The following is a 22,308-nucleotide window of genomic DNA, read 5'->3' as shown; positions in this document are numbered from 1 at the left end:
GATCTGGGAACAGAAATGGATGACACTGCGAGATGCACAGGAACGGGCAATAGCACCCATACTTGCCGGAAATACCGATGTTATTATTGCTGCGGCGACAGCCACAGGCAAGACGGAAGCGGCATTTCTTCCAATCTGCTCAAAGCTTCTTGCGAAGGAGTGTCAAAATGCCTCTGTCCTCTATATCAGCCCATTGAAGGCACTCATCAATGATCAATTTTCCCGAATGGAACAGTTGTGTGAACGACTTGATATTCCTGTTCATCCTTGGCATGGAGATGTTTCTGTAAGCAAAAAAGGAAAGTTCCTCAAAAAACCAACAGGGATCCTCTTGATTACGCCTGAATCTGTTGAAGCCCTTTTTGTTAACCATGGCAGTGCTGTTCCACAGATTTTCAACAATCTTCTTTACATCGTCATTGACGAGCTTCACTCCTTTATAGGTTCTGAACGAGGCCAACAATTGCAATCTTTGCTTCATCGTATCGAATTTGCCATCAAGCGAAAAATACCAAGAATAGGATTGAGCGCAACCATTGGGGACATGCACCTAGCCTCACGATTCCTGCGCCCCGAAACAGAAGCAAAAACTGTGATAATTGTCTCAAACGCTACGGGACAGGAACTTCAGCTTCTTTTGAGAGGATATGTCAACAAAGCTCCACTGCTGCATCCGATCGAAGAGACCGAGGAGGTGCCGCCTGATGGCAGCAGCCTCGAAATAGGAGAAGACCTTTTTAAGACCCTCCGGGGAAAAAGCAACCTTATCTTTCCTAACAGCCGGGAGCAGGTAGAAAATTTTTCGGATTTACTTCGAAATAAATGCGAAGAACAACATCTTCCTAATGAATTTTGGCCACACCACGGGAACCTTGCAAAAGGACTTCGCGAAGAAGCCGAAGCTGCAATAAAGGATAAATCACATCCCGTTAACATCGTCTGCACATCGACTCTCGAAATGGGTATTGATATTGGTAGCGTGATCAGTATTGCTCAGATAGGTGTACCTCCCTCTGTTGCAAGCTTGCGTCAACGACTTGGCCGTTCGGGAAGAAAAGATGGTGACCCTGCAATTCTAAGGATATACATTCAGGAAAATGAAGTTACCATAAGCTCCAAACCCCTGGCTTGCCTTCGTTCCAATCTGATACAGACAATTGCTATGGTAAGGCTTTTGCTTGAAAAGTGGTACGAGCCACCTCCATCCGGCGGGCTGCACCTCTCGACGATGGTACAGCAACTACTCTCCCTGATAGCTCAGTATGGCGGAATAACTGCGGTACAAGCATATAATTTACTCTGCAAAAACGGAGCGTTTCAGGAAATCGGGCAACAGATGTTTGTGGATTTATTGAGAACCCTCGGCAACCAGCGCCTCATCATGCAAGCAAGTGATGGATTATTGCTGCACGGTCAATTGGGAGAACGCATTGTTAACCACTATTCTTTTTACGCAGCATTCACAACTCCAGAGGAATATCGCCTCCTAACCGGCGATCGAACACTTGGAACACTTCCCCTTGACCGTCCCGTCGAAGTCAACTCTTTGCTCATTTTCGGTGGAAGACGATGGACGGTTTTAGACGTAGATGCACAAAAAAAAGTAATTTCACTAAAGCCGGCAACAGGAAAAAAACTTCCTCAATTCGATGGGCAAGCAGGCAGAGTTCATGATCAGATTCGGAAGGAAATGTTTGCCGTCTACACGGAAAAAGGTATACCGATATTTCTTGATGCTCAGGCAAAAGAACTGTTGGGAGAAGCAAGAGAGGCTTTTGACCGACTTTCATTATCCAATAAAAAGATACTCATTCAAGGAAATGAAACGTATCTCTTCTGTTGGATGGGCGACAAAATTTTAGATACTTTGGTAGCTATGCTCAGGTCAAAAGGATTGACAGCAAATAATTACGGGATTGCAATAGAGATTTCCAGTGTATCACCAAATAAACTTCAGAGCTGCTTGAGAGCATTGTTAAAAGAGGGTGTGCCAGATGCTTATGAGCTTGCCCGATCAGTCGCCAATAAAGCGACAGAAAAATATGACAACTTCTTGACGGATGAATTATTGAGTGCTGACTATGCTGCCTCAAAATTCGATGCCGAAGGCGCGTTTAAAGTGTTAACATCGATAATGTAGAATAACCAGTACGCGACAACATCCGAAGAAAACCGATTCGTATGCACGAATATAAAAATATCAACATGCAGTGATGACCCCAGGGAATACCCTCAAGCAAGGCCCGCTCCGGTAATTTTGCAACAGCTTGTTGCAAAATTCAACTCCTTAAAATACTCTGCCAGCTCATTGTTGCTCCCATGTTGCTAAGCGATCAACAAAAGGTGAGATTCCTCTGGTCTACTCACCATTTGTTAACCGCTTATGGCACAAACTTCTTTATGTGAAAATCCTTCATTACTTTGTAGTGTTTATCGTTTCCCGTGAGAACAGTAAGACCATGAGCGATTGCTGTAGCTCCAATTAAAGCATCTGCCAGTTGCATGGAATGACTGAGAAAATGTTGTTCCACGTAAAACATTGCTTTTGCAGATATCTCTTCAGAGACATACAGAATTTGTGCATTCCATGCATTGAGTGCTTTACGAAGCTTGATTAACTCTTGTTTGTTTCTCATTCCCTGAACCAGTTCCATATAGGTAATGACCGATATGAAAAAATTGTATGAGTTTTCAATGAGCTGATATGCTTTTTCATTCCCTCGCATATACCAAATAAGGACGTCAGAGTCAATAACCATCAGAATCATCCTTCTCTTAGACCTCGGACATACTCATCAACATTGTTTACCATGTCGTTATCTTCCCACATTCCGAACAATTCATTTTTTTCGGTTTGATTTTTGATTTCCTGGTAGGGAACAAGTTTGGCGCAGGGTTTCCCCCGGAAGGTAATGATAACTTCCTCTCCCCTATTTACAGAGTCTATGAGCTTTTTTGAGTTGAATTTCAGCTCTTTTGCGGTTGCTCTCATTCTCATCCCTCAGTATAGAAAGTTTATATTCCGAAGTATACATTTTGCCCTTGAGTTCAAAACTGTCTTTTTGCAGTATAACAAACAAGTTCAGCCCATCAAAACACATCTACCCAAAAAAGACATTAATCATGAGCCTGCACTGCCACCCCATCCTTCAGCTTATGAAGGTATGAACCTCAACCATCTGCTCCTCACTGACTCTGGCAAGCACCTCTGTTTGGCAAGGAAATCTTGATATTACACCGGAGACTCTTTGGAATCGGTCTGTACCTGCGTAAATCCAGAGCACTACAAGGCGACACGATTGTTGTCTCTAACCAGTGCCTGGCGAATATCCATACAGCTATACTCTCCGTTTTTCTGCAGCAATGCAAGCAGCGTCCCCACTGTAGTGGCGACTGTAAGGGTATGCTCTCTCCCCGCCACTTTTTCAGCAGGACTGGTCTCAAAATCCGGGCATTTGACAATTATCCGGAAAATGTCACCGTCAATCATTACCGGATCACTTCCCCCGTAAGCTTAACCGTATTTTTTCAACTTTCTCATTCCGGAACCAAGTTCGTCAGCACGTCCGATTTCACGAAAAAAACGGGCAATGACAGGGTTCTTGGGATAGGGTGAAAAATTTGCCGGATTGATAGGCCCGTAACCGTGCGGTTTATTGCTGTTTTCGGTAAGTGCTTGACGACGAACGCCATCATACTGAATAGACGGTAAAGCGCACTCATTGATTGCCTCTGAGTATTCCGGTACTTGCCGATACCATTTTGGTAAATCTTTTCAAAACTGTCGAAGGGTTGTACAAATGCCATCATTGCTGGATTTACCCATGTAATGGTTTCGAGAGCTATAGTGGACCCCGAATTTTAGACAGTGGTTTAAGTTGTTAACTTGCCCCAAAAAGGAGCAGGTAATGACAAAAAGGACACGAAAAAATTTCAGCAGTGACTTTAAGGCCAAGGTGGCACTTGAGGCTATTCAAGGGGTCAAGACGCTGAATGAAATCGGTCAGGAATTTGGAGTACACCCCGTTCAGGTCGGTAAGTGGAAGAAAGAGTTGCAGGAACAGGCATCAAGCTTGTTTGAAGCCAAACGGGGTCCAAAACCAGTTGAACCGGCTGCAGATCCTGAAAAGCTTTATACGGAAATCGGGCGGTTAAAGGTCGAGCTGGATTGGCTTAAAAAAAAGTCCGGACTGTCCCTATGAGTGTGCGCAGATGGTGGGTCAGCGACAAAGAGCCATTGCCGGTGGCAAAGCAATGCGTCCTTGTGTCCGTTAATCGTTCGACGATATATTTGCCGTCTATCGTGTTGTTTCCTGATGCAGAAGACTTGCAGTTGCTTGAACTGATTGACAAGGAGTACACCAAGCATCCATTTTATGGTAGTCGTAAAATCATGCACTATCTTCGTAGCGAGGGTTACCAGATCAACCGGAAACGGGTTCAGCGGCTTATGCGAAGGTTGGGTCTGGCCGGTATGGCACCGGGCCCCAACACCAGCAAACCGCATCCGGAGCACAAGATCTACCCCTATCTCTTGCGGGGAGTTGATGTCACAAAACCCAACCAAGTCTGGTCGACTGACATCACCTATATTCGCCTTCCAAAGGGCTTTATGTATCTGGTGGCAGTCATCGACTGGTATTCCCGGAAAGTACTCTCCTGGCGATTATCGAACTCGATGGAAAGCACCTTTTGCGTTGACTGTCTGCAAGAAGCGTTACGAAAATACGGGACACCCGATATCTTCAACACCGATCAAGGCGCCCAGTTTACGAGTGCCGCCTTTGTCGGAGCGCTCACGGAGCACCCATCCATCAGTATTAGCATGGATGGACGTGGCCGAGCACTGGACAACATCTTTGTCGAACGACTCTGGAGGAGTGTCAAATATGAGGATATATATCTCAAAGGTTACTCCACCGCAGCAGAATTACAGTGCGGATTAAAGGAATATTTTGTATTGTTCAACGTTGAAAGGCAGCATCAGTCGTTGGGCTACAGTACGCCAGATAAGGTTTACCGGACAGCCGTTGGAGGTGGTGCAAGAATAGTTGACAAGTATAACAAGAACAAGCAGACAGAAGAGTTAAAGGTAAAAGAGGGGCAGCGCCTTTCCGCTGCATGAACAGGTCAGGTTACCAACTTAAACTCAGCCACTTTTTGTCCACCGGTTGGGGTCCACTTCAAGCTTCAGTGTGTTGACTTTGGAGATCACGCCAATGCCAGATTGGTTCATGATGAAATATTCTGTTTCTGAGTGTTCGGACTCGATTGAGGCGTTTGGAAAGATTCTCTCTAATTCTGATATGGCGCGACATATTGGGGACAACCGGTTTCAGTAACCACGGCCAGAGAATTTTTTCATATCGCACGTCGAAAAGGCTTATCCAAAAACCGAAGGTTAATTCAGGGATGATCCTGCCTGCATCAAGCGGCTTTTTGCTTTTGACAAGAGTGTTTTTGGCTTCTTGCACTTTGTTCACTTCCTGCGGAGACAGCAAGCCGGGCAGGTCAAACCATCTATCAGTTTTGAAATGCGCTGTGGCTGCATCGTGAACACTGTTTCTGAGGATTACTTCCAGGCACTGAAGCGGCGTATAAAGGCTTTCGGATAACACCATGTTCCAGGCGTAATGCGCAAACAACTCTCTGCATCGTCTTTGCTGGAACCGTGTTTACGATAGGCATCGAGTCGTTCATGCGAAATTGCTCGGCGAAGCTGATCTGAAAAATTTGCTTGCATGTGCCATCCTTAAACGCTATATCTTTGTGCAGTCCCCGGAGAAATCCTCTCCCGACCTTGAGTCGGTGACGATCCCGGGGTTTTTTATTGCCCGCGCCTACGAATTGTTCACTCATACCCCAACTCCGTCAAATAGACTGCCAACTCGTTGTAGCTTCCATGTTGCTATGGCACAAACTTCTTGATCTGAAGATCCTTCATTACATTTGTAGTGTTTATCGTTTCCCGTGAGAACAGGAAGACCATGAGCGATTGCTGTAGCTCCAATTAAAGCATCTGCCAATTGCATGGAATGACTGAACAATTCATTTTTTTCGGTTTGCTTTTTGATTTCCTGGTAGGGAAAAAGTTTGGCGCAGGGTTTTCCCCGGAAAGTAATGATAACTCCCTCTCCCCTATTTACAGAGTATATGAGCTTTTTTGAGTTGAATTTCAGCTCTTTTGCGGTTGCTCTCACTCTCATCCCTCCGTATAGAAAGTTTATATTCCGTAGTATACACTTGATAACGGAGTATAGTCAATTATGTTTTCTTGAGGCGGGACAATTATTCTAATACTTTGCCATTGAGCTAACAACATCCATCAGTGCCTGCTCCAGCTTTGACTCCAGCAGCTTGCCTGTGCCAGGCAGGCCAAGAAACTCGAGCATCACAGGATCGCGCACGAACTCACGGGGGCTACGAGGCAGTGCTGCGATATTGGCTTCGGCTTCAGCCTCCACGCTGGCCTTGTCATTGCTGAGCAGCAATCGCTCATAGTACAATGTGCCAATCTGCCGATCGAGTGCGCGAAAACTCCAGTTCTGCGCTGCTGCTTCATTCACGTACCAAAGCCTTGCTTCGGGGTTATCAACACGCAACAGTGCCCGATAATGCGACCAGCTCAATTCGCGACGCACTGTGTCGCAAATTGGAAAAGCAAGATAAAACCGGCGCATGTGCCGCAAATTAGTGGCATCAAACCCCTTGCCAAACTCACCAGTCAATGATTCTGCCAGTCGAGACAGCAGCTTTTTGCCATAAGCAGCGCGTGCCTGCCCTCCTTGCTCAAACTCCACGATATGACGACCAATTTCCCAGCAGGTACGCACCTGAATAACATCCACTGTCCGCTTTGCATCTTTGCGAGCATCAGCAATCAGAGTACGCAACTGAGCAAGCAACACATCGATATTCACCGAGAGGCTCCGATCATGCTCATTCATAGGCACCTCCATGGTTGCATTTTGAAAAGTCCCACAGCCTGTGGGACAAATTGTGGTTACTGCATTATAACGCGAGCCATTTTGTTATTTCAATAAATAATACGCATCATCCATGAATAGCTTGATAACTGGATGGTGAAAAAGATCATGATAACGAACAGAATAAGCGCAACATCGGTAATTCCAATAACGGAATTGGCAGGAAAACCCGTTACCGGCACACCAGTATCTCTCGCCAAAACCCAGAAAGTGGCAGAATACGACAATTGGTTCCTTCAGGACGTTGAGAAAGGCTTGACGAAAATCACTGCTGAGAAGAGTCTTGAAAACTGAAATTCCACGTTCCCCTCTCTTTTTTTGCCGATTGTCTTGAGCTTCTCTTCCCCTTCTTCTATATTAAAAAACAGTCGATCATAAAGACCAACAGCCACTCTTGAAGCAAACCAATGAGAGAAAAACTGATTTTTGAACTTTCCCGCAAAGGGCGCAAAGGATACAGCCTCTCCGGAAACGAGTTACCGGAACAGCCGCTGGAGAACATCATCCCTTCAAAATATCTGCGCACGACACCTGCTGAGCTTCCCGAAGTGGCCGAAAGCGAGGTTGTGCGTCACTTTGTGCGTCTCTCGAACCTGAACTACCACGTTGACAAGAACATGTACCCGCTGGGAAGCTGTACGATGAAGTACAATCCCAAGATCAATGATTATACCTGTGACCTTCCGGGGTTCAGCGCCCTCCATCCCCTGCAGCCTGGCGAAACAACACAGGGTGCATTGCAGCTCATGTTTGAACTGGCCGAGATGCTGCGCGAAATTGCCGGTATGGCGGCTGTTACGCTGCAACCAGCGGCTGGCGCCCACGGGGAGCTGACCGGCATTCTGCTTATCAAGAAATACCATGAGTCGATTGGCTCAAAACGGCACAAGCTGCTTGTGGTCGATTCGGCACACGGCACCAACCCTGCCTCAGCCGCTCTGGCCGGGTACGATATTATCTCCGTCAAAGGCAATGCCGACGGACGCACCGATCTGGATGACCTTCGAAGCAAGCTTGACGGTGATGTGGCCGCACTGATGCTGACCAACCCTAACACCATCGGACTCTTTGAAACAGAGATCCTCGCTATCTCCAAAATGGTGCACGACAACGGCAGCCTGCTCTATATGGATGGCGCAAACATGAATGCCCTGCTCGGCATAACCCGTCCTGGCGACATGGGCTTCGATGTAGTCCATTACAACCTGCACAAAACCTTTGCTGCACCGCACGGCGGCGGCGGCCCCGGAAGCGGCCCGGTCGGCGTCAGCGAAAAGCTTATTCCCTTCCTGCTGGTACCGGTTATTGTAAAAGAGGGAACAACCTACAAGCTCTCCTACGACCGTCCGGAAAGCATCGGCAGAATGATGAATTTCTATGGGAACTTCGCCGTGCTGGTCAGGGCATACACCTACATCCGGATGCTCGGCCCCGACGGGTTGCGACGGGTTTCGGAAAATGCCATTATCAATGCCAACTACCTGCTGAGTCTGCTGCTTGAGAGTTACGACCTGCCCTACCCGAAACCGGTGATGCACGAGTTCTGCCTTTCGGGCGATCGACAGAAAAAGGCGCACGGCGTCAAAACGCTCGATATTGCAAAAAGGCTGCTCGACTACGGCTTTCATGCCCCGACCATCTACTTCCCGCTCATTGTCAGCGAAGCGCTGATGATTGAGCCGACGGAGACGGAATCAAAAGAGACGCTCGATGTATTTGCCCAGGCGCTGCTCAGCATTGCCGATGAGGCCGCAAACAATCCGGCTCTGGTAACCTCAGCCCCGGTAACAACACCGGTCAAGCGGCTTGATGATGCTATGGCCTCAAGGCAGTTAAACATCTGCTGCTCACTCTGAAAACAGCCTCCCAGGGCCAATGCATGAAAAAACAATCTCGACTCGCTCTCTTTCCCCTTTTCATCCTCCTGCTGTTGATGACAGCAGGAGAGACAGGATCAGCAAAATCAAAACCGGGCACGGAAAAGTGGTGCGCCCAGCAAATTTTCAGCCGTAAAGATTCCCATATCGAAGAGAGCCTGAAAGGCTTGACACTCTCCGAAAAGGTTGGTGAGATGCTTATCGCCCAAATTGAGGCCCATTACAGCGGCAGTTACGACAAGGAGTACCAGCTTCTGAGCCGACTGGTGCAGGAGGGCAAGATCGGAGGCATTATGTTCCTCAAGGGTGATGCCTTCAGCGCGGCCATGCTCGCCAACCATTTTCAGTCGATTGCACCACGCCCTCTGCTTATGAGCGCCGATATGGAGCGGGGTGTCGCCATGCGGCTGAGCGGAGCTACCGAATTCCCGCCAAACATGGCTGTGGCAGCAACACAGGATCCTGAACTCGCCGCCCTGATGGCAAAAGCCATAGCGGAAGAGGCAAAAATTGTCGGGCTCCACCAGAACTATGCCCCGACGGTTGACCTGAACAGCAACCCGCTCAATCCCATCATCAATACCCGTTCGTTCGGCGACCGTATACCCCTGACCATTACCATGTCCAATGCCGTCATCAAAGGGCTTCAGTCGCACGGTATGATTGCAACCGCAAAACACTTTCCGGGGCATGGTAACGTTACCATCGACAGCCATATCTCGCTCCCTCTCCTCCAGGCTGACCGCCAGGAACTGGATGCCTATGAACTGAAACCGTTTAAAGCCGCCATAGAACAGGGGGTCATCTCTATTATGATCGGACATCTTGCTGTACCGAAACTGACCGGCACCCTGGAGCCCGCCTCCATTTCCAAAACAATCGTCACCGACCTGCTCCGTCATGATCTTGGATTCACCGGGCTGATCATTACCGATGCCCTCAACATGAAAGCGCTTTACAACGGCGAGAATGTCCCGGAAATTTCTGTAAAAGCTGTTCAGGCTGGCAATGACCTCCTCCTCTTTTCACCCGATCCCGAGCTTGCCCACTCCTCCATCGTCAAAGCTGTCGAAGAGGGCGTTATTCCGATGGAACAGATTGATGCATCGGTACGCAGAATCCTTCAGGCGAAACAGTGGCTTGAGATTGACAACCGGAAACTTGTCAATCTGAACCGGATCAAAGATGAGATAAACCCCGAATCTCACCGCACGCTTGCGCAAACCATTACCTCACGAGCCATTACGCTGGCTGGCGACGCAAACCACTACCTTCCCCTGAACAGGGAGGCCTCCTCAGGCAATGTGCTCAATATCATCCTGCAGGATAAAACCAATAGTGAAACCGGAAAAGGATACAGCAAAAAACTCGATCACTATTATGCCGCCACGCATATCAGAATTGACCCCGATACCGACTCTCTCCGTTACGCGAACGCCACTGAACTTGCAACCAGGGCGTCGGCTGTTCTCGTCACCTCCTTTGTCAAGGCGCTCTCCGGTTCTGGCACCCTGAAACTGACGGAAAAGCAACAGCAGTTTATCCACTCGCTGACCGGTATCGTGCCAAAAGAGAAGCCCCTGATCTTTGTATCGTTTGGAACCCCATACATCATCAACTATTTTCCTGAAATAACCACCTATCTCTGCACCTACTCCGAAAACGACTCATCTGAAGAGATGGCGGTAGAGGTACTGAAGGGGAATCTTACCCCCCAGGGAATGCTCCCTGTTTCACTGCAGGAGCCGTCACGTTTGAACGGAACATCATTGCAATAAAACGATAAGCTGCTTGACTATCATGGGAAAAACCATTCGGGACGAATCGACCGCAAGCGCCTACTGGGCGGCAGTCAACACCTTCTGTTCACTTCAGGACGTTCATGTCATTGCCGATGCACCGGTCGGCTGCTACAATCTGGTGGGTGTCGCCGTCATCGACTATACCGATGCCGTGCCCTACCTTGAAAACCTTACCCCGACCAGCCTCACCGAAAAGGAGATTGCCTCCTCAGGCAGTTCGGAAATTGTCCGCCAGACCATCGAAAAGCTCCAGGCACCCGGGCGGCAACTGATTCTGGTATCGAGTGCCGAAAGCGAGATGATTGGCAGCGACCATGAACGAATGCTGACGATGAAGTACCCTGATGTCCGTTTTTTCCCCTCAAACTCACTCGGAGAGAATGAGTGGCAGGGACGCGACCGTGCTTTGGTTTGGCTCAATGATACGTTTGGCAACAACACTCCCCCATCCGTAAAAATCGGTTCTGTCTCCATTATCGGCCCGACCTACGGTTGCTTCAACAGCCCCTCCGATCTGGCCGAGATCAAGCGGCTGATTGCCGGAATCGGCGGTGAGCTCCTGCACGTCTATCCCTTTGAAAGCTCCCTGCACGATATTGCCGACCTGAAAAATTCCGACGTGATTGTGGTGATGTACCATGAATTTGGCCATGCCCTGGCGGAAAAACTTGGGCGCCCGGTACTCCAGGCCCCCTTCGGCCTCGGCGAAACCGAACAATTCATTCATGACCTTGGACGCCTCCTGAAAAAAGAGGACGAGGCTGATGCCTTCTTGCTGAAAGAGAAAAAAACCACACTGAAACCCATATGGGATCTCTGGCGCGGGCCACAGGCAGAGTGGTTTCCAACCATTCGATTCGGCGCAACAGCAGCCAAAACCTATGCCCTCGGACTTGAAACCTTTCTTTCGGGAGAGATGGGTATGCAGTGCCTCTTCAGCCACAACACCGCCGAGGCCGACAACACCCTTGTCCGCAATGAGATTCAGCAAAAACAGCCGCAGTTCCTCTTCGGAAGGATTGTCGATAAAATCTATCTGGCGGAACTTGACTCCAAAACACGATTCATTCCGGCAGGTTTCCCCGGCCCCATTGTCCGCCGGGCGCTCGGCACACCCTTCATGGGTCACAGCGGAGCGGTCTACCTTTTGCAGGAAATTGTCAACGCCCTCTACGATATGCTTTTTAACTTTCTCCCCCTTAACCGCCGCACCGCCGTTGAGGAGCCTGCACAGAAGGTTGCATGGAGCAGCGAAGCCAATGCCCTTCTGAACGAAATGGTCAAAAAAGCGCCTTTCATCAGCCAGATCTCCTATGGACGAGAGCTGAAACGCAAAGCGGAGCTGCTTACCCTGAAACAGGGGAAAGAGTGCGTCACGCCGGAGCTGCTCGGAATGGTCAACTGATTTGGATTATTTTGATTTTATGTGTATCGTTAAAGTCCACATTACGGAACCGGGGAAAACAGTTTTAAACTGAGCAGCCCCCCCGACCCGGCAGTACTAACAGAAAGAGGCAGCATTGATATTTTCCGGCAAGGGAAAAACATCCTTTGCATGGAATGAAACGACAGGAATAAATAAATGTCTGACAATCAGGATATACTGGCTGTAATAGCCCTTACCCTTCCGGACGGGAGTGTAAAAACTTTTCCCATCGGCACAACCGGCAATGACGTTGCGCTCTCCATCGGACGCAAACTTGCACAGGATGCCCTTGCACTCAGGGTCAATGGCGTTGCGATTGACCTCTCGACACCTCTTACTGCTGATGCAGCAATAGAAATCATTACCTTCAGCTCCCCTGCTGGACAGGATATTTTCTGGCACAGCTCAAGTCATCTCATGGCGCAGGCCATTGAGGAGCTCTATCCCGGCAGCAAGTTCGGCGCAGGCCCCTCCATCGAACAGGGATTCTACTACGATGTAGCCTCAACGCACCGCTTCCGCGAAGAAGATCTCCGCAAGATCGAAGAGAGAATGCTGGAGATCAGCAAGCGCGATATACAGATCCGGCGCGAAGAGATGAGCCGCACCGACGCCATAGAGTTTTTCAAAACCGTTCGGAACGACCCCTACAAGGTTGAGATTCTTGAAGATACCCTGAAAGAGGTGGAGAGGGTTTCGCTCTATCACCAGGACGGTTTTACCGACCTCTGCATCGGGCCGCACATCCCCTCAACCTCGAAAGTGAAGGCTGTTCTGCTCAGCAATATCTCCTCCTCCTACTGGCGCGGTGATTCTGCACGCGAGAACATGCAGCGCATTTATGGCATCACCTTTCCATCCGAAAAGCTGCTGAAAGAGCATGTTGCCCGGCTTGAAGAGGCTAAACGACGGGACCACCGCAAACTCGGCGCCGAACTGGAACTCTTCATGCTTTCGCCTGAGGTGGGAAGCGGTCTGCCGATCTGGCTGCCGAAAGGGGCCATCATCCGCAATGAACTTGAAACCTTCCTCAAGGAGGAGCAGCGCAAACGCGGCTATCTGCCCGTCTATACGCCGCATATCGGCAATATTGAACTCTACAAGCGTTCAGGCCACTATCCCTACTACAGCGACTCGCAGTTTCCGCCGCTGACCTATCACGATGAAGAGGGCAAGCAGGAGCAGTATCTTCTTAAACCGATGAACTGCCCGCACCACCACCTCATCTACAGCTCAAAGATGCGCAGTTACCGCGATCTGCCCCTCCGCCTGACGGAGTTCGGAACCGTCTATCGCCACGAGCAGTCAGGAGAACTCAATGGTCTTGTACGTGCACGCGGATTTACGCAGGATGACTCGCACATTTACTGCCGCCCCGATCAGCTTGTTGACGAGATCTGCAGCGCCATTGAACTGACACAGTTTGTCTTTGGAACGCTCGGCTTTTCAGAGGTGCAGACCCGCCTCTCCATGCACGACCCGGAAAACCAGGCAAAGTATGGTGGTACCGCCGAAGTGTGGGAACAGGCCGAGAAAGATGTACAGGAGGCTGCCGACCGCATGGGCATCGACTACTTTATCGGCGTCGGCGAAGCAAGCTTCTACGGCCCGAAAATTGACTTTATCGTGCGTGACGCCCTTGGCAGAAAGTGGCAGCTCGGCACCGTCCAGGTTGACTATGTCATGCCGGAACGGTTCGACCTCACCTATACCGGAAGCGATGGCCAGAAACACCGCCCCGTTGTCATTCACCGTGCCCCCTTCGGTTCCATGGAGCGTTTTATCGGCGTCCTCATCGAGCACACCGCAGGGAACTTCCCCCTCTGGCTCGCACCCGTTCAGGCTGTGGTACTCCCGATTGCCGAAGATGTTCTCGACTATGCAAAAAGCGTACACCAGGCGCTCCTCGCAGCAGGAATCCGCGCCGAACTTGACACCAGAAGTGAAAAAATCGGCAAAAAAATCCGCGACGCCGAAGTGAGCAAAATCCCCTGCATGATTGTCATCGGACAAAAAGAGCAGGAGAGCGGCGAAGTATCGTTACGCCGTCATCGCATCGGTGATGAAGGGCGATTCAGCGTAAGCGGACTGATCGAAAAACTCAAGACAGAGATCACCGGAAAATCCTGACTATCTAAAACAAACCTGAACGCATGAAGAAACAAAAGGTTACGACTCAAAAGCCGAAACTCACCTATCGGGTCAATGAGCAGATCCGTGTTCCGGAAGTCCGCATTATTTTTCCGGACGGAACACAGGAGGTGATGAAAACCATTGACGCCAAGCGGGTAGCCGAAGAGCGCAATCAAGACCTGATCGAAGTACAGCCGAACGCCGAACCTCCGGTTTGCAAATTCGACAACCTCGGCAGGTTACTCTATAAAATGGACAAGAGGGACAAGGATCTGAAGAAAAAGCAGAAGACCACCACCCTCAAGGAGCTGCGGTTTCACCCGAACACCGACAAGCATGACTTCGACTTCAAGAGCGCACACCTTGAAGAGTTTCTGCGCAAAGGCAACCGGGTCAGGGCCACCATCGTCTTTCTTGGACGCTCCATTATCTACAAAGACAAGGGACTTGAACTGGCAGAACGCCTGACCGAGCGGCTCAGCATTGTCAGCACCCGTGACGGCGACCCGAAATTCGAAGGAAAGAAACTCTTCGTCTATTTCGAGCCCGACAAGAAGAAAATAGATGCCTACGAACGCATCAAGGCAAAAACAAATCAGCCGTCTGCAGCCCCACTGGCTCCATTGGCGCCTGAGGATCTGACAGAAGAGTAATCACAGAAGAAATTCGAGCAATTTATATTCAAAAAATAAAGGACGTATCATGCCTAAAATGAAATCCCACCGTGGAGCATGCAAACGGTTTAAGACAACATCATCCGGAAAAATCAAGCGTGAACGCATGAATGGCTCACACAACCTTGAGAAAAAGAACAGCAAACGCTGCCGCCGTCTCCACCAGACAGCACTGCTTGAAGGGTTGAAGGCAAAGCAGATCAAACGGATGATACAGGCCTAAATTTTTAACATTAACTCGACACAACGATGCCTAAAGCAAATAATGCCGTCGCCTCAAAAGCACGGAGAAAAAGAGTACTCAAAAAAGCCAAAGGGTTCTGGGGATCACGCGGCAATATTCTGACCGTCGTCAAACATGCGGTCGATAAAGCAGAACAGTACGCCTACCGTGACCGTCGCGTCAAAAAACGCACCTTCCGTTCGCTCTGGATCATGCGTATCAACGCCGCTGCACGCCTCAACGGCACCACCTACTCCCGCATGATCAACGCCATGCTGAAGAAGAACGTCGAAATCGACCGCAAGGCACTTGCCGAGATCGCCGTAAAAGATCCCGCAGCATTCACCGTGATTGTTAAAAGCCTTTTCGAATAAGATGTTACACCGGTCATAATGGAAAACACCATTCGCAGTTTACAGCAGGAGATCATTGACTTTGAGATTACCACAGCGGCCGATCTCGAAGCTTTCCGCCTCAGGTACACCGTTCGGAAAGGACTCATTGCAGCCCTTTTCGGCCAACTCAAAACGGTTGAACCTGCTGAAAAACCGCGAATGGGCCAGTTGCTCAACCAGCTCAAGCAGACGGCTGATGCAAAGCTCACCGAAGCAGAGGAGAGGCTTGCCGGAACCGAAAGCAAGAGCAGCAGCAATAGAATTGACCTCACCCTTCCCGGACGACGCTACTTCACCGGCAGCGAACATCCGGTACAGAAGGTGCTTGGTGAAATGAAATCGATCTTCTCAGCCATGGGATTCGGCATTGCAACCGGCCCCGAACTTGAGACCGATCAGTACAACTTCGACCTGCTCAACTTTCCGCCCGACCATCCGGCACGCGACATGCAGGACACCTTTTTTGTCACCAGCGGCAACCCCGGCTCGGACGTGCTTCTCAGAACCCACACCTCCCCCGTGCAGATCAGGGTCATGCTCGACCAGAAACCACCCATACGGGTCATCTGCCCAGGAAAGGTCTACCGCAACGAAGCCATCAGCTCCCGAAGCTACTGCGTCTTCCACCAGCTCGAAGGGCTCTACATCGACAAGAAGGTCTCCTTCGCCGATCTCAAAGCCACCATCTACTCCTTCGCAAAACAGATGTTCGGCACCGACGTCAAACTCCGGTTCCGCCCAAGCTTTTTCCCCTTCACTGAACCATCAGCCGAAGTGGACGTCACCTGCTACCTCTGCGGTGGCAAGGGATGCAAAGTCTGCAAAAAATCAGGCTGGCTCGAAATCATGGGCTGCGGCATGGTTCATCCCAACGTCATGCGCAACTGCGGCATAGACCCCGAAGAGTGGTCAGGCTACGCCTTCGGCATGGGTGTTGACCGCACGGTGCTGCTCAGGTACAAGATTGACGATATCAGGTTGCTGTTTGAGAATGATTTGAGGATGCTGAAGCAGTTTACGGCGTAAGAGAGGGATCGCCTTAATTTGGTGACAACTCAATCCATCCCTTTTTTTTCAGGACGTCAAGTGCAAGTCTGATCTGACGTGTGAAGAACTGTCTCTTTTTCTCATTCCAGGCATAGACACTCGTAATAACATCATCGACAATCCGAACTGGTTCGTTTTTTACCACCCAATGCACTGTGGCCAACAACTCAAGCCCGAAAGGTGACTCGAAGCCTTCAACAAGGTTACATACCCTGTCAAAATGTTCTTGAGTATTGGAGGTATCCTTCTCCTTGAGAAACAAGAGAGCATCATCAAGAGCGCCAGGCACCAACGTCAATTGCTTGTCGGGTTTATCCCCACCATCATCATAACCAGAAACCAAATGCCCTTCGATAGCATGTAAAACGTGCCGAAGGTTTTCAGCATAAGGACCATAAGGGCCTTTTGAACCCACTCCCAAGCGCAGGAACGGCAATTGAGCGGATATTCCTTGCCTTGACCTCTTCAGCCAAAGCAACAAGCCCATCCTCAATATCCTCGATACGGCTTTTGCCTTTCCAGTGGCGTTTGGTTGGAAAATTGATGATGTAGAGAGGATTGGTCAATGCACCTGTCTCAAAAACAAACATGTTTCCGGGCATGACCTCATTACGCTTGCAGGCCGCAGCATAAGATTTGAAATTCTCAGGGAAAACGTTCTTGAACTGAAGAGCAATACCTCGCCCCATAACGCCAACACAGTTGACCGTGTTGACCAAAGCTTCGGCATCTGCTGCCAGTATGTTTCCTTTCCTGAATTCGATCATGTATGCTCCCAACGTTTATCAATAATACCATTCAGGCTTTAAACTGAACTTGTAACGATATACAAAACACCAGAATCTGACCCGGTACAGAAAGTACCAGCAAGGTGAACGCCTGCTTCATCTGCGTCAAACTCCGGTTCCGTCCAAGCTTTTTCCACTTCACCAAACCAACAGCCGAAGTGGGCGTCACCTGCTACCTCTGCGGTGGGAAGGGATACAAAGTCTGCAAAAAATCAGGCTGGCTCGAAATCATGGGCTGCGGCATGGTTTACCCAAACGTCATGTGCAGCTGCGGCATACAATCTTCCACAAACGCCTCTATTGCATTATATTCGTCATACATAGTGCGCTTCCTTATCAATACGAGCCTTCAGAAACGGGTTCATTCTTTTCCAATACCTGTCTTAAGGTGCTGTTAGATCTCCAAATACCCTGACCATTATGCACCGCGCCCTGCCTATGCCTCTTTTCATCGTTATGCACTATGCAGCCAAATCATCCCGATAGTTTTCTCTCTCTGACCAAAGAAGAGGTTTCAGATCGTAATTTTTCAAAGCATCAACCACCGATGATGATACAATGGAGCCTGTATCGTTGAGAAAAACATAAAGCTGGGAATCGGATGCCCTGGTCTCTTTTGTATCAAGCCATTTAAAAACGAGTGCTTCTGCAGATTCCTTCCTCGGGTTTGCTATTGCCTGAACAAGCCGCTCAGGCTGTTTCCTTGATTTTGGTATCACAAAATCGAACATGTGGTCATAACCGCTCTTGCCTGTAAATTTTATCTTTGGGGTGTATCGAATATCCGACAGCTCAAACCAATTGGTTACATCTTCAACAAAAAGGCTTGCAACGAATGGCGAAGCCAGATAAAACAGATCGTTTACCGCCAGCATTGCCTGAATGATGGTGTGCTTTTTTAGCGAAAAGTTTTCGGGCGTTGTATGAACGATCAGTTGATCACGGTCAAGCTGCACACCAAAACCCGCCAAAGTGGTTTTAAGCAGATCCTGACGTTTTGGACTGTCAAGTTGGCAACCAGAACTGACAAGATCACTCATGGTGTACCCGTCATCGGTAAGCATATAGCCAGCTCCTTCTTTTCGTGCATAGATCTGCAAACAATCGTTATGGCGGTCAATGTAAGGAGTGGTTATTTCGACCCAGTCTGCGCAAATCTGTTTTGCAATCGTTTTGTCTTTGAGCCACTGCGTATATTTTTCGAGCAATGTGTTGATTTCACCAATCATGTGAATAACTCCTGAAGAATAATCGGTTTGGTAATCACCGTGCAATAATCCATAAACTCATATAAAATTTGCCAGGCATTCTTGCTGTTTGAGAATTGGATCGGTAATGGAATCGCCCATTTATCCCCGTGACCTTCTCGATAAACATGAAGATGTGGGCAAGGCATTTCCTCTCCATCTGGATTTCTGTGTGGTGCACCTCCAATATCAATGCGCGCAAGAACAATGGCTCTTTGTGCCCGAAGTTGAAAGGTGTTTTTTTTCAACTCAATACGACCACGGGTAATGTCAAGGTTAAACTCCTCACGCATAGCCTCAGAATGCAACGAAATTCGCAATGCCCCGTCAAGACTTGGAAAAGTGAACCTTTCAGCCCCTGTATAATGCTTTTCCATAGCAAGTAACGCATCGGCTTCCTGCTGCACCAAAATAAAACTCATCCGCACTCTGTGAATATTTTTTTAATCTCCGGAATAATACACAATTCTTGTCGGTTTTGTGAGCTTGAAACGAGGGAAAACAGTAGCCCGATTTTTTCATCACGCTTCTGTTTGGTAATCTCGATAAACTCTGGATGGCTTTCCTACTCGACCGAATTTCTTCAAAGATTTTTTGCGGCAAGCGAGGTTGTCCCGCTGCCCATGAAGGGATCAAGCACCGTATCACCACGGAAGGCGAACATTTTGATGAGCCGGTGCGGAAGCTCTTCGGGGAACATGGCAAGATGCCCCTCCTGTTTTGCCCCGGCAAAGTTCCAGTGGCCTGAAAAGTAGGTATTCCACTCTTCGGTGGTCATGGCTGAACGCTCTTTCTGCTCTTTGGTGGGCTTTGGTGCAGCACCCTCTCGCATTCGTTCCAGACAAGGTTCAGGTTGTTGATGTAGCTCTCGTAACTCTCGTGAAAGCCGATCTGGTTCTCCGTCCCGTAGTCCTTGAGCTGTCAGTAAGGCGGTGAGGTGACAACAAGATGCACCTACCTGTCGCAAGGAGGCTTCATCTCCCGGCTGTCGCCGTGGAGTATGGTGTGGTGGCTCTTCAAGGTGCGCTTGGGTGTTTGAGTTGTATTGTTGGTGGAGCGGTTTTGGATGCTTGAAGTGAAGTATAGAGAATTTCTTTTGATTTACACTGAATGAGGGGCTGGGGAAATAATCTGCCATGTGTATAGTTTCCGTGGATCCTCTCATTCCATTCACGCAACCCGGAGGCAAGCCGGAGGTTCAGTGCCTCCGGGTTGCGTGAATGCACCAGCCGCTCATCGAAGGAGAGGTTCAGAGCAGAACGCTTGAACTCATGAACAGTTTTTGAACCTCTGCAAAATATACTTGAACAGTAAAACCTGGTACTATATATTCAATGGTGAAAAATAATGTCAACCCATAACGGTTAAGAGTGCGGATTTTCAAAAACAGGTGGTTTGCAAAGTTCGCCAAGGATGAGGGCATCAGTGATGAAAAGCTGTGCAAAGCAGTCAAGGATGCCGAAAATGGGTTAATCGATGCCGATTACGGCGGAGGAGTCATCAAGCAGAGGATTGCTCGACTTCATGAAGGGAAATCAGGCGGTTACAGGTCAATCATTTTTTACTCTCAAGGTGACAAGGCTTTTTTCGTTTATGGGTTTCCAAAAAATGCGCAGGCTAACATAACCAAGGCTGATGTCAAGGAGTATAAAGAACTTGCAAAAATTACCTTTTCCCTTTGCGACGAAAAGCTTGAAAAATTAATTCGGACAGGAGCCTTCAAGGCTGTAACATGTTATGAGTAAAGCTACAACATATAAAAGCGATGCCCTTGCGGCGGTTCATGAAACAGCTTCAGACATGTTCGAGGCTGGCGTGATTGACAAACAGACAATGCGTCACTTCGACGAATCCTGCTTGACACCGATTCACCCATTCAGCCCGGAAGAGATCAAGGCATTGCGTGAACGTGAAGAGGTGAGTCAGAGAGTTTTTGCTCACTATCTGAACGTAACAAAGGAATCGGTAAGTCAATGGGAACGAGGACAAAAGAAACCTGCCGGAACAACCTTGAAACTTCTTTCTCTTGTAGAACGGAGAGGAATTAACGCTATTGCCTGAGACTGCTGACAAGTATCGTCATGCAAGAAGTTGAGACTGTTCGACAATCGGACTGATAGCCTGAACAAGTATCGCGACCATTTTGAATTCGTCAAACCATTCAACTCTAAACCAGCTCACCCATAGCAGAGCAGGACGTTTTCTTCGTCATGTTTCAGCTTGTCATACTTCAGGAAGATACGCTTTCCCTTGATTTTTTCGGTCAGATAGCCGGCTACTTTGTCGTGCGTGAAGGGTTTCAGTTTTACCGTCAACCCGTTGGATAGCCGCACTTTTTCGGAACTGACTATCTCCTTGACCGTGAAGAACTCGTCGCGCTCTGCCTCGCTCTCCTTCTCAATCCTGGAGCCAAAAGTGAGTTTTCGGGGATCTTTTTTTTGTCCTCCGTACACATGAAATCGGGCTGACGGGTGTTGATCTTCTGCCGGGCAATCTCGATAAACTCAGGATTGATTTCGTACACCCGACCGAGCCTCGTTCGAGATTCTTTGCGGCAAGTGCGGTTGTGCCGCTACCCATGAAGGGATCGAGCACGGTATCACCACGGAAGGCGAACATTTTACATAAGCAGGTGTGGGAGCTCTTCCGGGAACATCGCAAGGTGCACCGACCTCATCTGTCGGCTGTCGCCGTGGATTATGGTGTGATGGCTCTTCAAGGTGCTGTTGGGTGTTTGGGTTGTCTTGTTGGTGGAGCGGTTTTGGATCTCTACTCCCCTGCTAACACAAGAATCCGACGCTTCACAACATCTGAAACCCACATTCCCGCATCAGTCAAACGATTGACATAGGGCTCAACCCTATTGACAAGTCCTTGCGCTTTCATTTCCAGTAGTACTTTAAGGGTACCCCAAACCTGTAAACCGGCAGCATGAGCTGTTCGACGAGCAAGCATATCATCAAGCAAAACAATACAATGCAAATTTTCTAAAGCAAGCGGCATAGCCGCCAATTCTCCCGGACCGAGGTCTAATGAGAGCCATTCAGAGGACTGTGCTTTTGGGTTTATGATCCTGATCAATGAAAAATCTGACCGGTTTGGAACATCATATCCACTCTTGTCGCCAACCATTAATTCAATCTTCACCGCTTCGGGAGTCCATATTTCTCCGAAAATTTCAGGAAGTCGATCAATCAATCCTATACGGTAAAGATAGAGTAAGGGAGAGGTATTGCTAATGGCTTGAAGCATGGTCATGCTCTAAATCATCTAATTCGGAGGCCAGGGGAAAAACATTATAGCGGCTGAGACTGAGTAAAAATTCAACACGGCTCATTCCGGCAAGCTCTGAAGCACGACCAGACGACAACCGCCCCATCTCAAACAGCTTAACTGCCGCAAGAACCCTCAGTTCCCTCCCAAAAGCAAGTGCATCAGTCTTTTCTGCAATCAGTATCTTTTCAGGGATATCAAGCGTAATGTGTTGAGCAGCCATGGTTCTCCTTTTTCTTTTCTTCAATTCGATTCAAGCCTTGCCTTGTACATGCAAGCATTGTTGTAACAACACACGAAACATATCAAAAATTCACTACGCATCATAGTAACCCCGCCTCATCATGGAGATCAGAGTGCCGAGAAAGGGATTGCATGACTGCGATATCAATCAAACCGGATAATTTCTTTTTGCCGCCTCCTGTAAACCCATCCAA

Annotated in this window: 29 protein-coding genes and 1 pseudogene; 15 read left to right on the top strand and 15 right to left on the bottom strand. The window is 48.8% G+C overall.

Going from position 1 to position 22,308, the window contains the following annotated elements:
- Nucleotides 1-19 precede the first annotated feature (19 nt).
- Nucleotides 20-2,140, top strand: a complete 2,121-nt coding sequence (locus tag AC56AD_RS00900) for a DEAD/DEAH box helicase (protein ID WP_083765340.1) — start codon at nt 20-22, stop codon at nt 2,138-2,140.
- Nucleotides 2,141-2,381: 241 nt separating this feature from the next.
- Here the strand turns inward: AC56AD_RS00900 and AC56AD_RS00895 are convergent, their stop codons facing one another.
- The 3 genes from AC56AD_RS00895 to AC56AD_RS00885 all read right to left on the bottom strand — a co-directional run bounded on the left by AC56AD_RS00895 (nt 2,382) and on the right by AC56AD_RS00885 (nt 3,490).
- A complete protein-coding gene (locus AC56AD_RS00895; RefSeq protein WP_012507021.1) occupies nt 2,382-2,759 on the bottom strand; it encodes a type II toxin-antitoxin system VapC family toxin in 378 nt (125 codons plus the stop codon).
- A 5-nt stretch (nt 2,760-2,764) separates the two neighbouring features.
- On the bottom strand, nt 2,765-2,992 hold the full coding sequence (locus AC56AD_RS00890) for a type II toxin-antitoxin system Phd/YefM family antitoxin (RefSeq protein WP_012507020.1): 228 nt from the start codon (nt 2,990-2,992) through the stop codon (nt 2,765-2,767).
- A 291-nt stretch (nt 2,993-3,283) separates the two neighbouring features.
- On the bottom strand, nt 3,284-3,490 hold the full coding sequence (locus AC56AD_RS00885) for a hypothetical protein (protein WP_041526371.1): 207 nt from the start codon (nt 3,488-3,490) through the stop codon (nt 3,284-3,286).
- A 418-nt stretch (nt 3,491-3,908) separates the two neighbouring features.
- Here AC56AD_RS00885 and AC56AD_RS00880 point away from each other — a divergent pair.
- A protein-coding gene (locus AC56AD_RS00880; protein ID WP_150085534.1) for an IS3 family transposase occupies nt 3,909-5,125 on the top strand; the annotation gives its coding sequence in 2 pieces (ribosomal slippage) (nt 3,909-4,185 and nt 4,185-5,125; 1,218 coding nt in all).
- Nucleotides 5,126-5,572: 447 nt separating this feature from the next.
- Here the strand turns inward: AC56AD_RS00880 and AC56AD_RS00875 are convergent.
- The 3 genes from AC56AD_RS00875 to AC56AD_RS00865 form a co-directional block, all read right to left on the bottom strand.
- Nucleotides 5,573-5,743, bottom strand: coding sequence for a hypothetical protein (locus tag AC56AD_RS00875; protein WP_190274052.1), 171 nt, complete (start codon nt 5,741-5,743; stop codon nt 5,573-5,575).
- A 112-nt stretch (nt 5,744-5,855) separates the two neighbouring features.
- Nucleotides 5,856-6,200, bottom strand: a complete 345-nt coding sequence (locus tag AC56AD_RS00870) for a type II toxin-antitoxin system prevent-host-death family antitoxin (protein ID WP_223293946.1) — start codon at nt 6,198-6,200, stop codon at nt 5,856-5,858.
- Between the two features lie 93 nt (nt 6,201-6,293).
- The gene (locus AC56AD_RS00865) at nt 6,294-6,947 is read right to left on the bottom strand and encodes a DUF1016 N-terminal domain-containing protein (RefSeq protein ID WP_012507017.1); all 654 of its coding nucleotides are present in this window, start codon (nt 6,945-6,947) and stop codon (nt 6,294-6,296) included.
- Between the two features lie 147 nt (nt 6,948-7,094).
- Between AC56AD_RS00865 and AC56AD_RS00860 the strand changes: the two genes are divergently transcribed.
- From AC56AD_RS00860 to pheS, 9 genes are all read left to right on the top strand, one after another.
- Nucleotides 7,095-7,280 (top strand): hypothetical protein, encoded by a 186-nt coding sequence (locus AC56AD_RS00860; protein WP_499052184.1) that lies wholly within the window; start codon nt 7,095-7,097, stop codon nt 7,278-7,280.
- 113 nt (nt 7,281-7,393) lie between these two features.
- Nucleotides 7,394-8,842, top strand: coding sequence for an aminomethyl-transferring glycine dehydrogenase subunit GcvPB (gcvPB, locus tag AC56AD_RS00855; RefSeq protein ID WP_012507015.1), 1,449 nt, complete (start codon nt 7,394-7,396; stop codon nt 8,840-8,842).
- A gap of 23 nt (nt 8,843-8,865) precedes the next feature.
- Entirely contained in the window at nt 8,866-10,641 is a 1,776-nt protein-coding gene (locus AC56AD_RS00850; protein WP_012507014.1) for a glycoside hydrolase family 3 protein, read from the top strand.
- 22 nt (nt 10,642-10,663) lie between these two features.
- Nucleotides 10,664-12,070, top strand: a complete 1,407-nt coding sequence (gene bchZ / locus AC56AD_RS00845) for a chlorophyllide a reductase subunit Z (protein WP_012507013.1) — start codon at nt 10,664-10,666, stop codon at nt 12,068-12,070.
- Between the two features lie 177 nt (nt 12,071-12,247).
- Nucleotides 12,248-14,221, top strand: a complete 1,974-nt coding sequence (thrS, locus tag AC56AD_RS00840; protein WP_012507012.1) for a threonine--tRNA ligase — start codon at nt 12,248-12,250, stop codon at nt 14,219-14,221.
- A 23-nt stretch (nt 14,222-14,244) separates the two neighbouring features.
- A complete protein-coding gene (infC, locus tag AC56AD_RS00835) occupies nt 14,245-14,877 on the top strand; it encodes a translation initiation factor IF-3 (protein WP_012507011.1) in 633 nt (210 codons plus the stop codon).
- Nucleotides 14,878-14,926: 49 nt separating this feature from the next.
- Entirely contained in the window at nt 14,927-15,121 is a 195-nt protein-coding gene (gene rpmI / locus AC56AD_RS00830) for a 50S ribosomal protein L35 (RefSeq protein WP_012507010.1), read from the top strand.
- Between the two features lie 26 nt (nt 15,122-15,147).
- Nucleotides 15,148-15,495 carry a 50S ribosomal protein L20 gene (gene rplT / locus AC56AD_RS00825; RefSeq protein ID WP_012507009.1) on the top strand — a complete coding sequence of 116 codons (348 nt, stop codon included), beginning with the start codon at nt 15,148-15,150 and terminating at the stop codon, nt 15,493-15,495.
- An 18-nt stretch (nt 15,496-15,513) separates the two neighbouring features.
- On the top strand, nt 15,514-16,542 hold the full coding sequence (pheS, locus tag AC56AD_RS00820) for a phenylalanine--tRNA ligase subunit alpha (protein ID WP_012507008.1): 1,029 nt from the start codon (nt 15,514-15,516) through the stop codon (nt 16,540-16,542).
- Nucleotides 16,543-16,555: 13 nt separating this feature from the next.
- Here the strand turns inward: pheS and AC56AD_RS00815 are convergent, their stop codons facing one another.
- Together AC56AD_RS00815 and AC56AD_RS00810 are read right to left on the bottom strand one after the other, a co-directional pair.
- A complete protein-coding gene (locus AC56AD_RS00815) occupies nt 16,556-16,984 on the bottom strand; it encodes a hypothetical protein (RefSeq protein ID WP_498983935.1) in 429 nt (142 codons plus the stop codon).
- Nucleotides 16,944-17,330, bottom strand: coding sequence for a macro domain-containing protein (locus AC56AD_RS00810; RefSeq protein WP_223293944.1), 387 nt, complete (start codon nt 17,328-17,330; stop codon nt 16,944-16,946). The genes AC56AD_RS00815 and AC56AD_RS00810 overlap by 41 nt, the downstream gene beginning before the upstream one ends.
- Before the next feature lie 125 nt (nt 17,331-17,455).
- On the opposite strand from AC56AD_RS00810, the pseudogene AC56AD_RS00805 reads away from it, so the two are divergent.
- A pseudogene (locus AC56AD_RS00805) lies at nt 17,456-17,629 on the top strand (tRNA ligase subunit PheS family protein); the annotation flags it as partial.
- A gap of 183 nt (nt 17,630-17,812) precedes the next feature.
- Here the strand turns inward: AC56AD_RS00805 and AC56AD_RS00800 are convergent.
- The 3 genes from AC56AD_RS00800 to AC56AD_RS00790 form a co-directional block, all read right to left on the bottom strand.
- Nucleotides 17,813-18,580: a DUF1829 domain-containing protein gene (locus tag AC56AD_RS00800; protein ID WP_012507007.1), complete on the bottom strand. Its 768-nt coding sequence runs from the start codon at nt 18,578-18,580 to the stop codon at nt 17,813-17,815.
- On the bottom strand, nt 18,577-19,020 hold the full coding sequence (locus AC56AD_RS00795; protein ID WP_012507006.1) for a DUF6978 family protein: 444 nt from the start codon (nt 19,018-19,020) through the stop codon (nt 18,577-18,579). The genes AC56AD_RS00800 and AC56AD_RS00795 overlap by 4 nt, the downstream gene beginning before the upstream one ends.
- Before the next feature lie 161 nt (nt 19,021-19,181).
- On the bottom strand, nt 19,182-19,430 hold the full coding sequence (locus tag AC56AD_RS00790; RefSeq protein ID WP_049759868.1) for a DNA methyltransferase: 249 nt from the start codon (nt 19,428-19,430) through the stop codon (nt 19,182-19,184).
- A 116-nt stretch (nt 19,431-19,546) separates the two neighbouring features.
- On the opposite strand from AC56AD_RS00790, the gene AC56AD_RS00785 reads away from it, so the two are divergent.
- From AC56AD_RS00785 to AC56AD_RS00775, 3 genes are all read left to right on the top strand, one after another.
- Nucleotides 19,547-19,672, top strand: a complete 126-nt coding sequence (locus AC56AD_RS00785) for a hypothetical protein (protein WP_481859676.1) — start codon at nt 19,547-19,549, stop codon at nt 19,670-19,672.
- A gap of 296 nt (nt 19,673-19,968) precedes the next feature.
- Nucleotides 19,969-20,343 carry a type II toxin-antitoxin system RelE/ParE family toxin gene (locus tag AC56AD_RS00780; protein WP_012507005.1) on the top strand — a complete coding sequence of 125 codons (375 nt, stop codon included), beginning with the start codon at nt 19,969-19,971 and terminating at the stop codon, nt 20,341-20,343.
- The gene (locus AC56AD_RS00775; RefSeq protein WP_012507004.1) at nt 20,336-20,659 is read left to right on the top strand and encodes a helix-turn-helix domain-containing protein; all 324 of its coding nucleotides are present in this window, start codon (nt 20,336-20,338) and stop codon (nt 20,657-20,659) included. The genes AC56AD_RS00780 and AC56AD_RS00775 overlap by 8 nt, the downstream gene beginning before the upstream one ends.
- 116 nt (nt 20,660-20,775) lie before the next feature.
- Here AC56AD_RS00775 and AC56AD_RS00770 read toward each other — a convergent pair whose 3' ends face one another.
- The 4 genes from AC56AD_RS00770 to AC56AD_RS00755 form a co-directional block, all read right to left on the bottom strand.
- Nucleotides 20,776-21,051, bottom strand: coding sequence for a hypothetical protein (locus AC56AD_RS00770; protein WP_049759867.1), 276 nt, complete (start codon nt 21,049-21,051; stop codon nt 20,776-20,778).
- Entirely contained in the window at nt 20,996-21,178 is a 183-nt protein-coding gene (locus tag AC56AD_RS00765; protein WP_223294008.1) for a hypothetical protein, read from the bottom strand. Before AC56AD_RS00765 ends, AC56AD_RS00770 begins: the two co-directional genes overlap by 56 nt.
- Before the next feature lie 189 nt (nt 21,179-21,367).
- Nucleotides 21,368-21,850 (bottom strand): PIN domain-containing protein, encoded by a 483-nt coding sequence (locus AC56AD_RS00760; RefSeq protein ID WP_012507003.1) that lies wholly within the window; start codon nt 21,848-21,850, stop codon nt 21,368-21,370.
- Nucleotides 21,834-22,094, bottom strand: coding sequence for a UPF0175 family protein (locus AC56AD_RS00755; protein WP_012507002.1), 261 nt, complete (start codon nt 22,092-22,094; stop codon nt 21,834-21,836). Before AC56AD_RS00755 ends, AC56AD_RS00760 begins: the two co-directional genes overlap by 17 nt.
- Between the last annotated feature and the right edge of the window lie 214 nt (nt 22,095-22,308).

Source organism: Pelodictyon clathratiforme (genome assembly GCF_982375515.1).
The sequence above is the reverse complement of the archived record's forward strand: the minus strand, read 5'-3'. Positions and strand labels throughout refer to the sequence as shown.

Coding starts and splice junctions, on each gene's coding strand:
- rplT (WP_012507009.1), top strand. CDS start 15,148: ATGCCTAAAGCAAATAATGCCGTCGCCTCAAAAGCACGGAGAAAAAGA.
- AC56AD_RS00860 (WP_499052184.1), top strand. CDS start 7,095: ATGATAACGAACAGAATAAGCGCAACATCGGTAATTCCAATAACGGAA.
- AC56AD_RS00775 (WP_012507004.1), top strand. CDS start 20,336: ATGAGTAAAGCTACAACATATAAAAGCGATGCCCTTGCGGCGGTTCAT.
- thrS (WP_012507012.1), top strand. CDS start 12,248: ATGTCTGACAATCAGGATATACTGGCTGTAATAGCCCTTACCCTTCCG.
- AC56AD_RS00900 (WP_083765340.1), top strand. CDS start 20: ATGACACTGCGAGATGCACAGGAACGGGCAATAGCACCCATACTTGCC.
- AC56AD_RS00885 (WP_041526371.1), bottom strand. CDS start 3,490: ATGATTGACGGTGACATTTTCCGGATAATTGTCAAATGCCCGGATTTT.
- AC56AD_RS00765 (WP_223294008.1), bottom strand. CDS start 21,178: ATGGGTAGCGGCACAACCGCACTTGCCGCAAAGAATCTCGAACGAGGC.
- AC56AD_RS00875 (WP_190274052.1), bottom strand. CDS start 5,743: ATGCAAGCAAATTTTTCAGATCAGCTTCGCCGAGCAATTTCGCATGAA.
- AC56AD_RS00760 (WP_012507003.1), bottom strand. CDS start 21,850: ATGCTTCAAGCCATTAGCAATACCTCTCCCTTACTCTATCTTTACCGT.
- AC56AD_RS00755 (WP_012507002.1), bottom strand. CDS start 22,094: ATGGCTGCTCAACACATTACGCTTGATATCCCTGAAAAGATACTGATT.
- AC56AD_RS00890 (WP_012507020.1), bottom strand. CDS start 2,992: ATGAGAGCAACCGCAAAAGAGCTGAAATTCAACTCAAAAAAGCTCATA.
- AC56AD_RS00785 (WP_481859676.1), top strand. CDS start 19,547: ATGCACCTACCTGTCGCAAGGAGGCTTCATCTCCCGGCTGTCGCCGTG.
- gcvPB (WP_012507015.1), top strand. CDS start 7,394: ATGAGAGAAAAACTGATTTTTGAACTTTCCCGCAAAGGGCGCAAAGGA.
- rpmI (WP_012507010.1), top strand. CDS start 14,927: ATGCCTAAAATGAAATCCCACCGTGGAGCATGCAAACGGTTTAAGACA.
- AC56AD_RS00895 (WP_012507021.1), bottom strand. CDS start 2,759: ATGGTTATTGACTCTGACGTCCTTATTTGGTATATGCGAGGGAATGAA.
- AC56AD_RS00810 (WP_223293944.1), bottom strand. CDS start 17,330: ATGATCGAATTCAGGAAAGGAAACATACTGGCAGCAGATGCCGAAGCT.
- AC56AD_RS00790 (WP_049759868.1), bottom strand. CDS start 19,430: ATGCGAGAGGGTGCTGCACCAAAGCCCACCAAAGAGCAGAAAGAGCGT.
- AC56AD_RS00865 (WP_012507017.1), bottom strand. CDS start 6,947: ATGAATGAGCATGATCGGAGCCTCTCGGTGAATATCGATGTGTTGCTT.
- AC56AD_RS00800 (WP_012507007.1), bottom strand. CDS start 18,580: ATGATTGGTGAAATCAACACATTGCTCGAAAAATATACGCAGTGGCTC.
- AC56AD_RS00795 (WP_012507006.1), bottom strand. CDS start 19,020: ATGAGTTTTATTTTGGTGCAGCAGGAAGCCGATGCGTTACTTGCTATG.
- infC (WP_012507011.1), top strand. CDS start 14,245: ATGAAGAAACAAAAGGTTACGACTCAAAAGCCGAAACTCACCTATCGG.
- AC56AD_RS00850 (WP_012507014.1), top strand. CDS start 8,866: ATGAAAAAACAATCTCGACTCGCTCTCTTTCCCCTTTTCATCCTCCTG.
- bchZ (WP_012507013.1), top strand. CDS start 10,664: ATGGGAAAAACCATTCGGGACGAATCGACCGCAAGCGCCTACTGGGCG.
- pheS (WP_012507008.1), top strand. CDS start 15,514: ATGGAAAACACCATTCGCAGTTTACAGCAGGAGATCATTGACTTTGAG.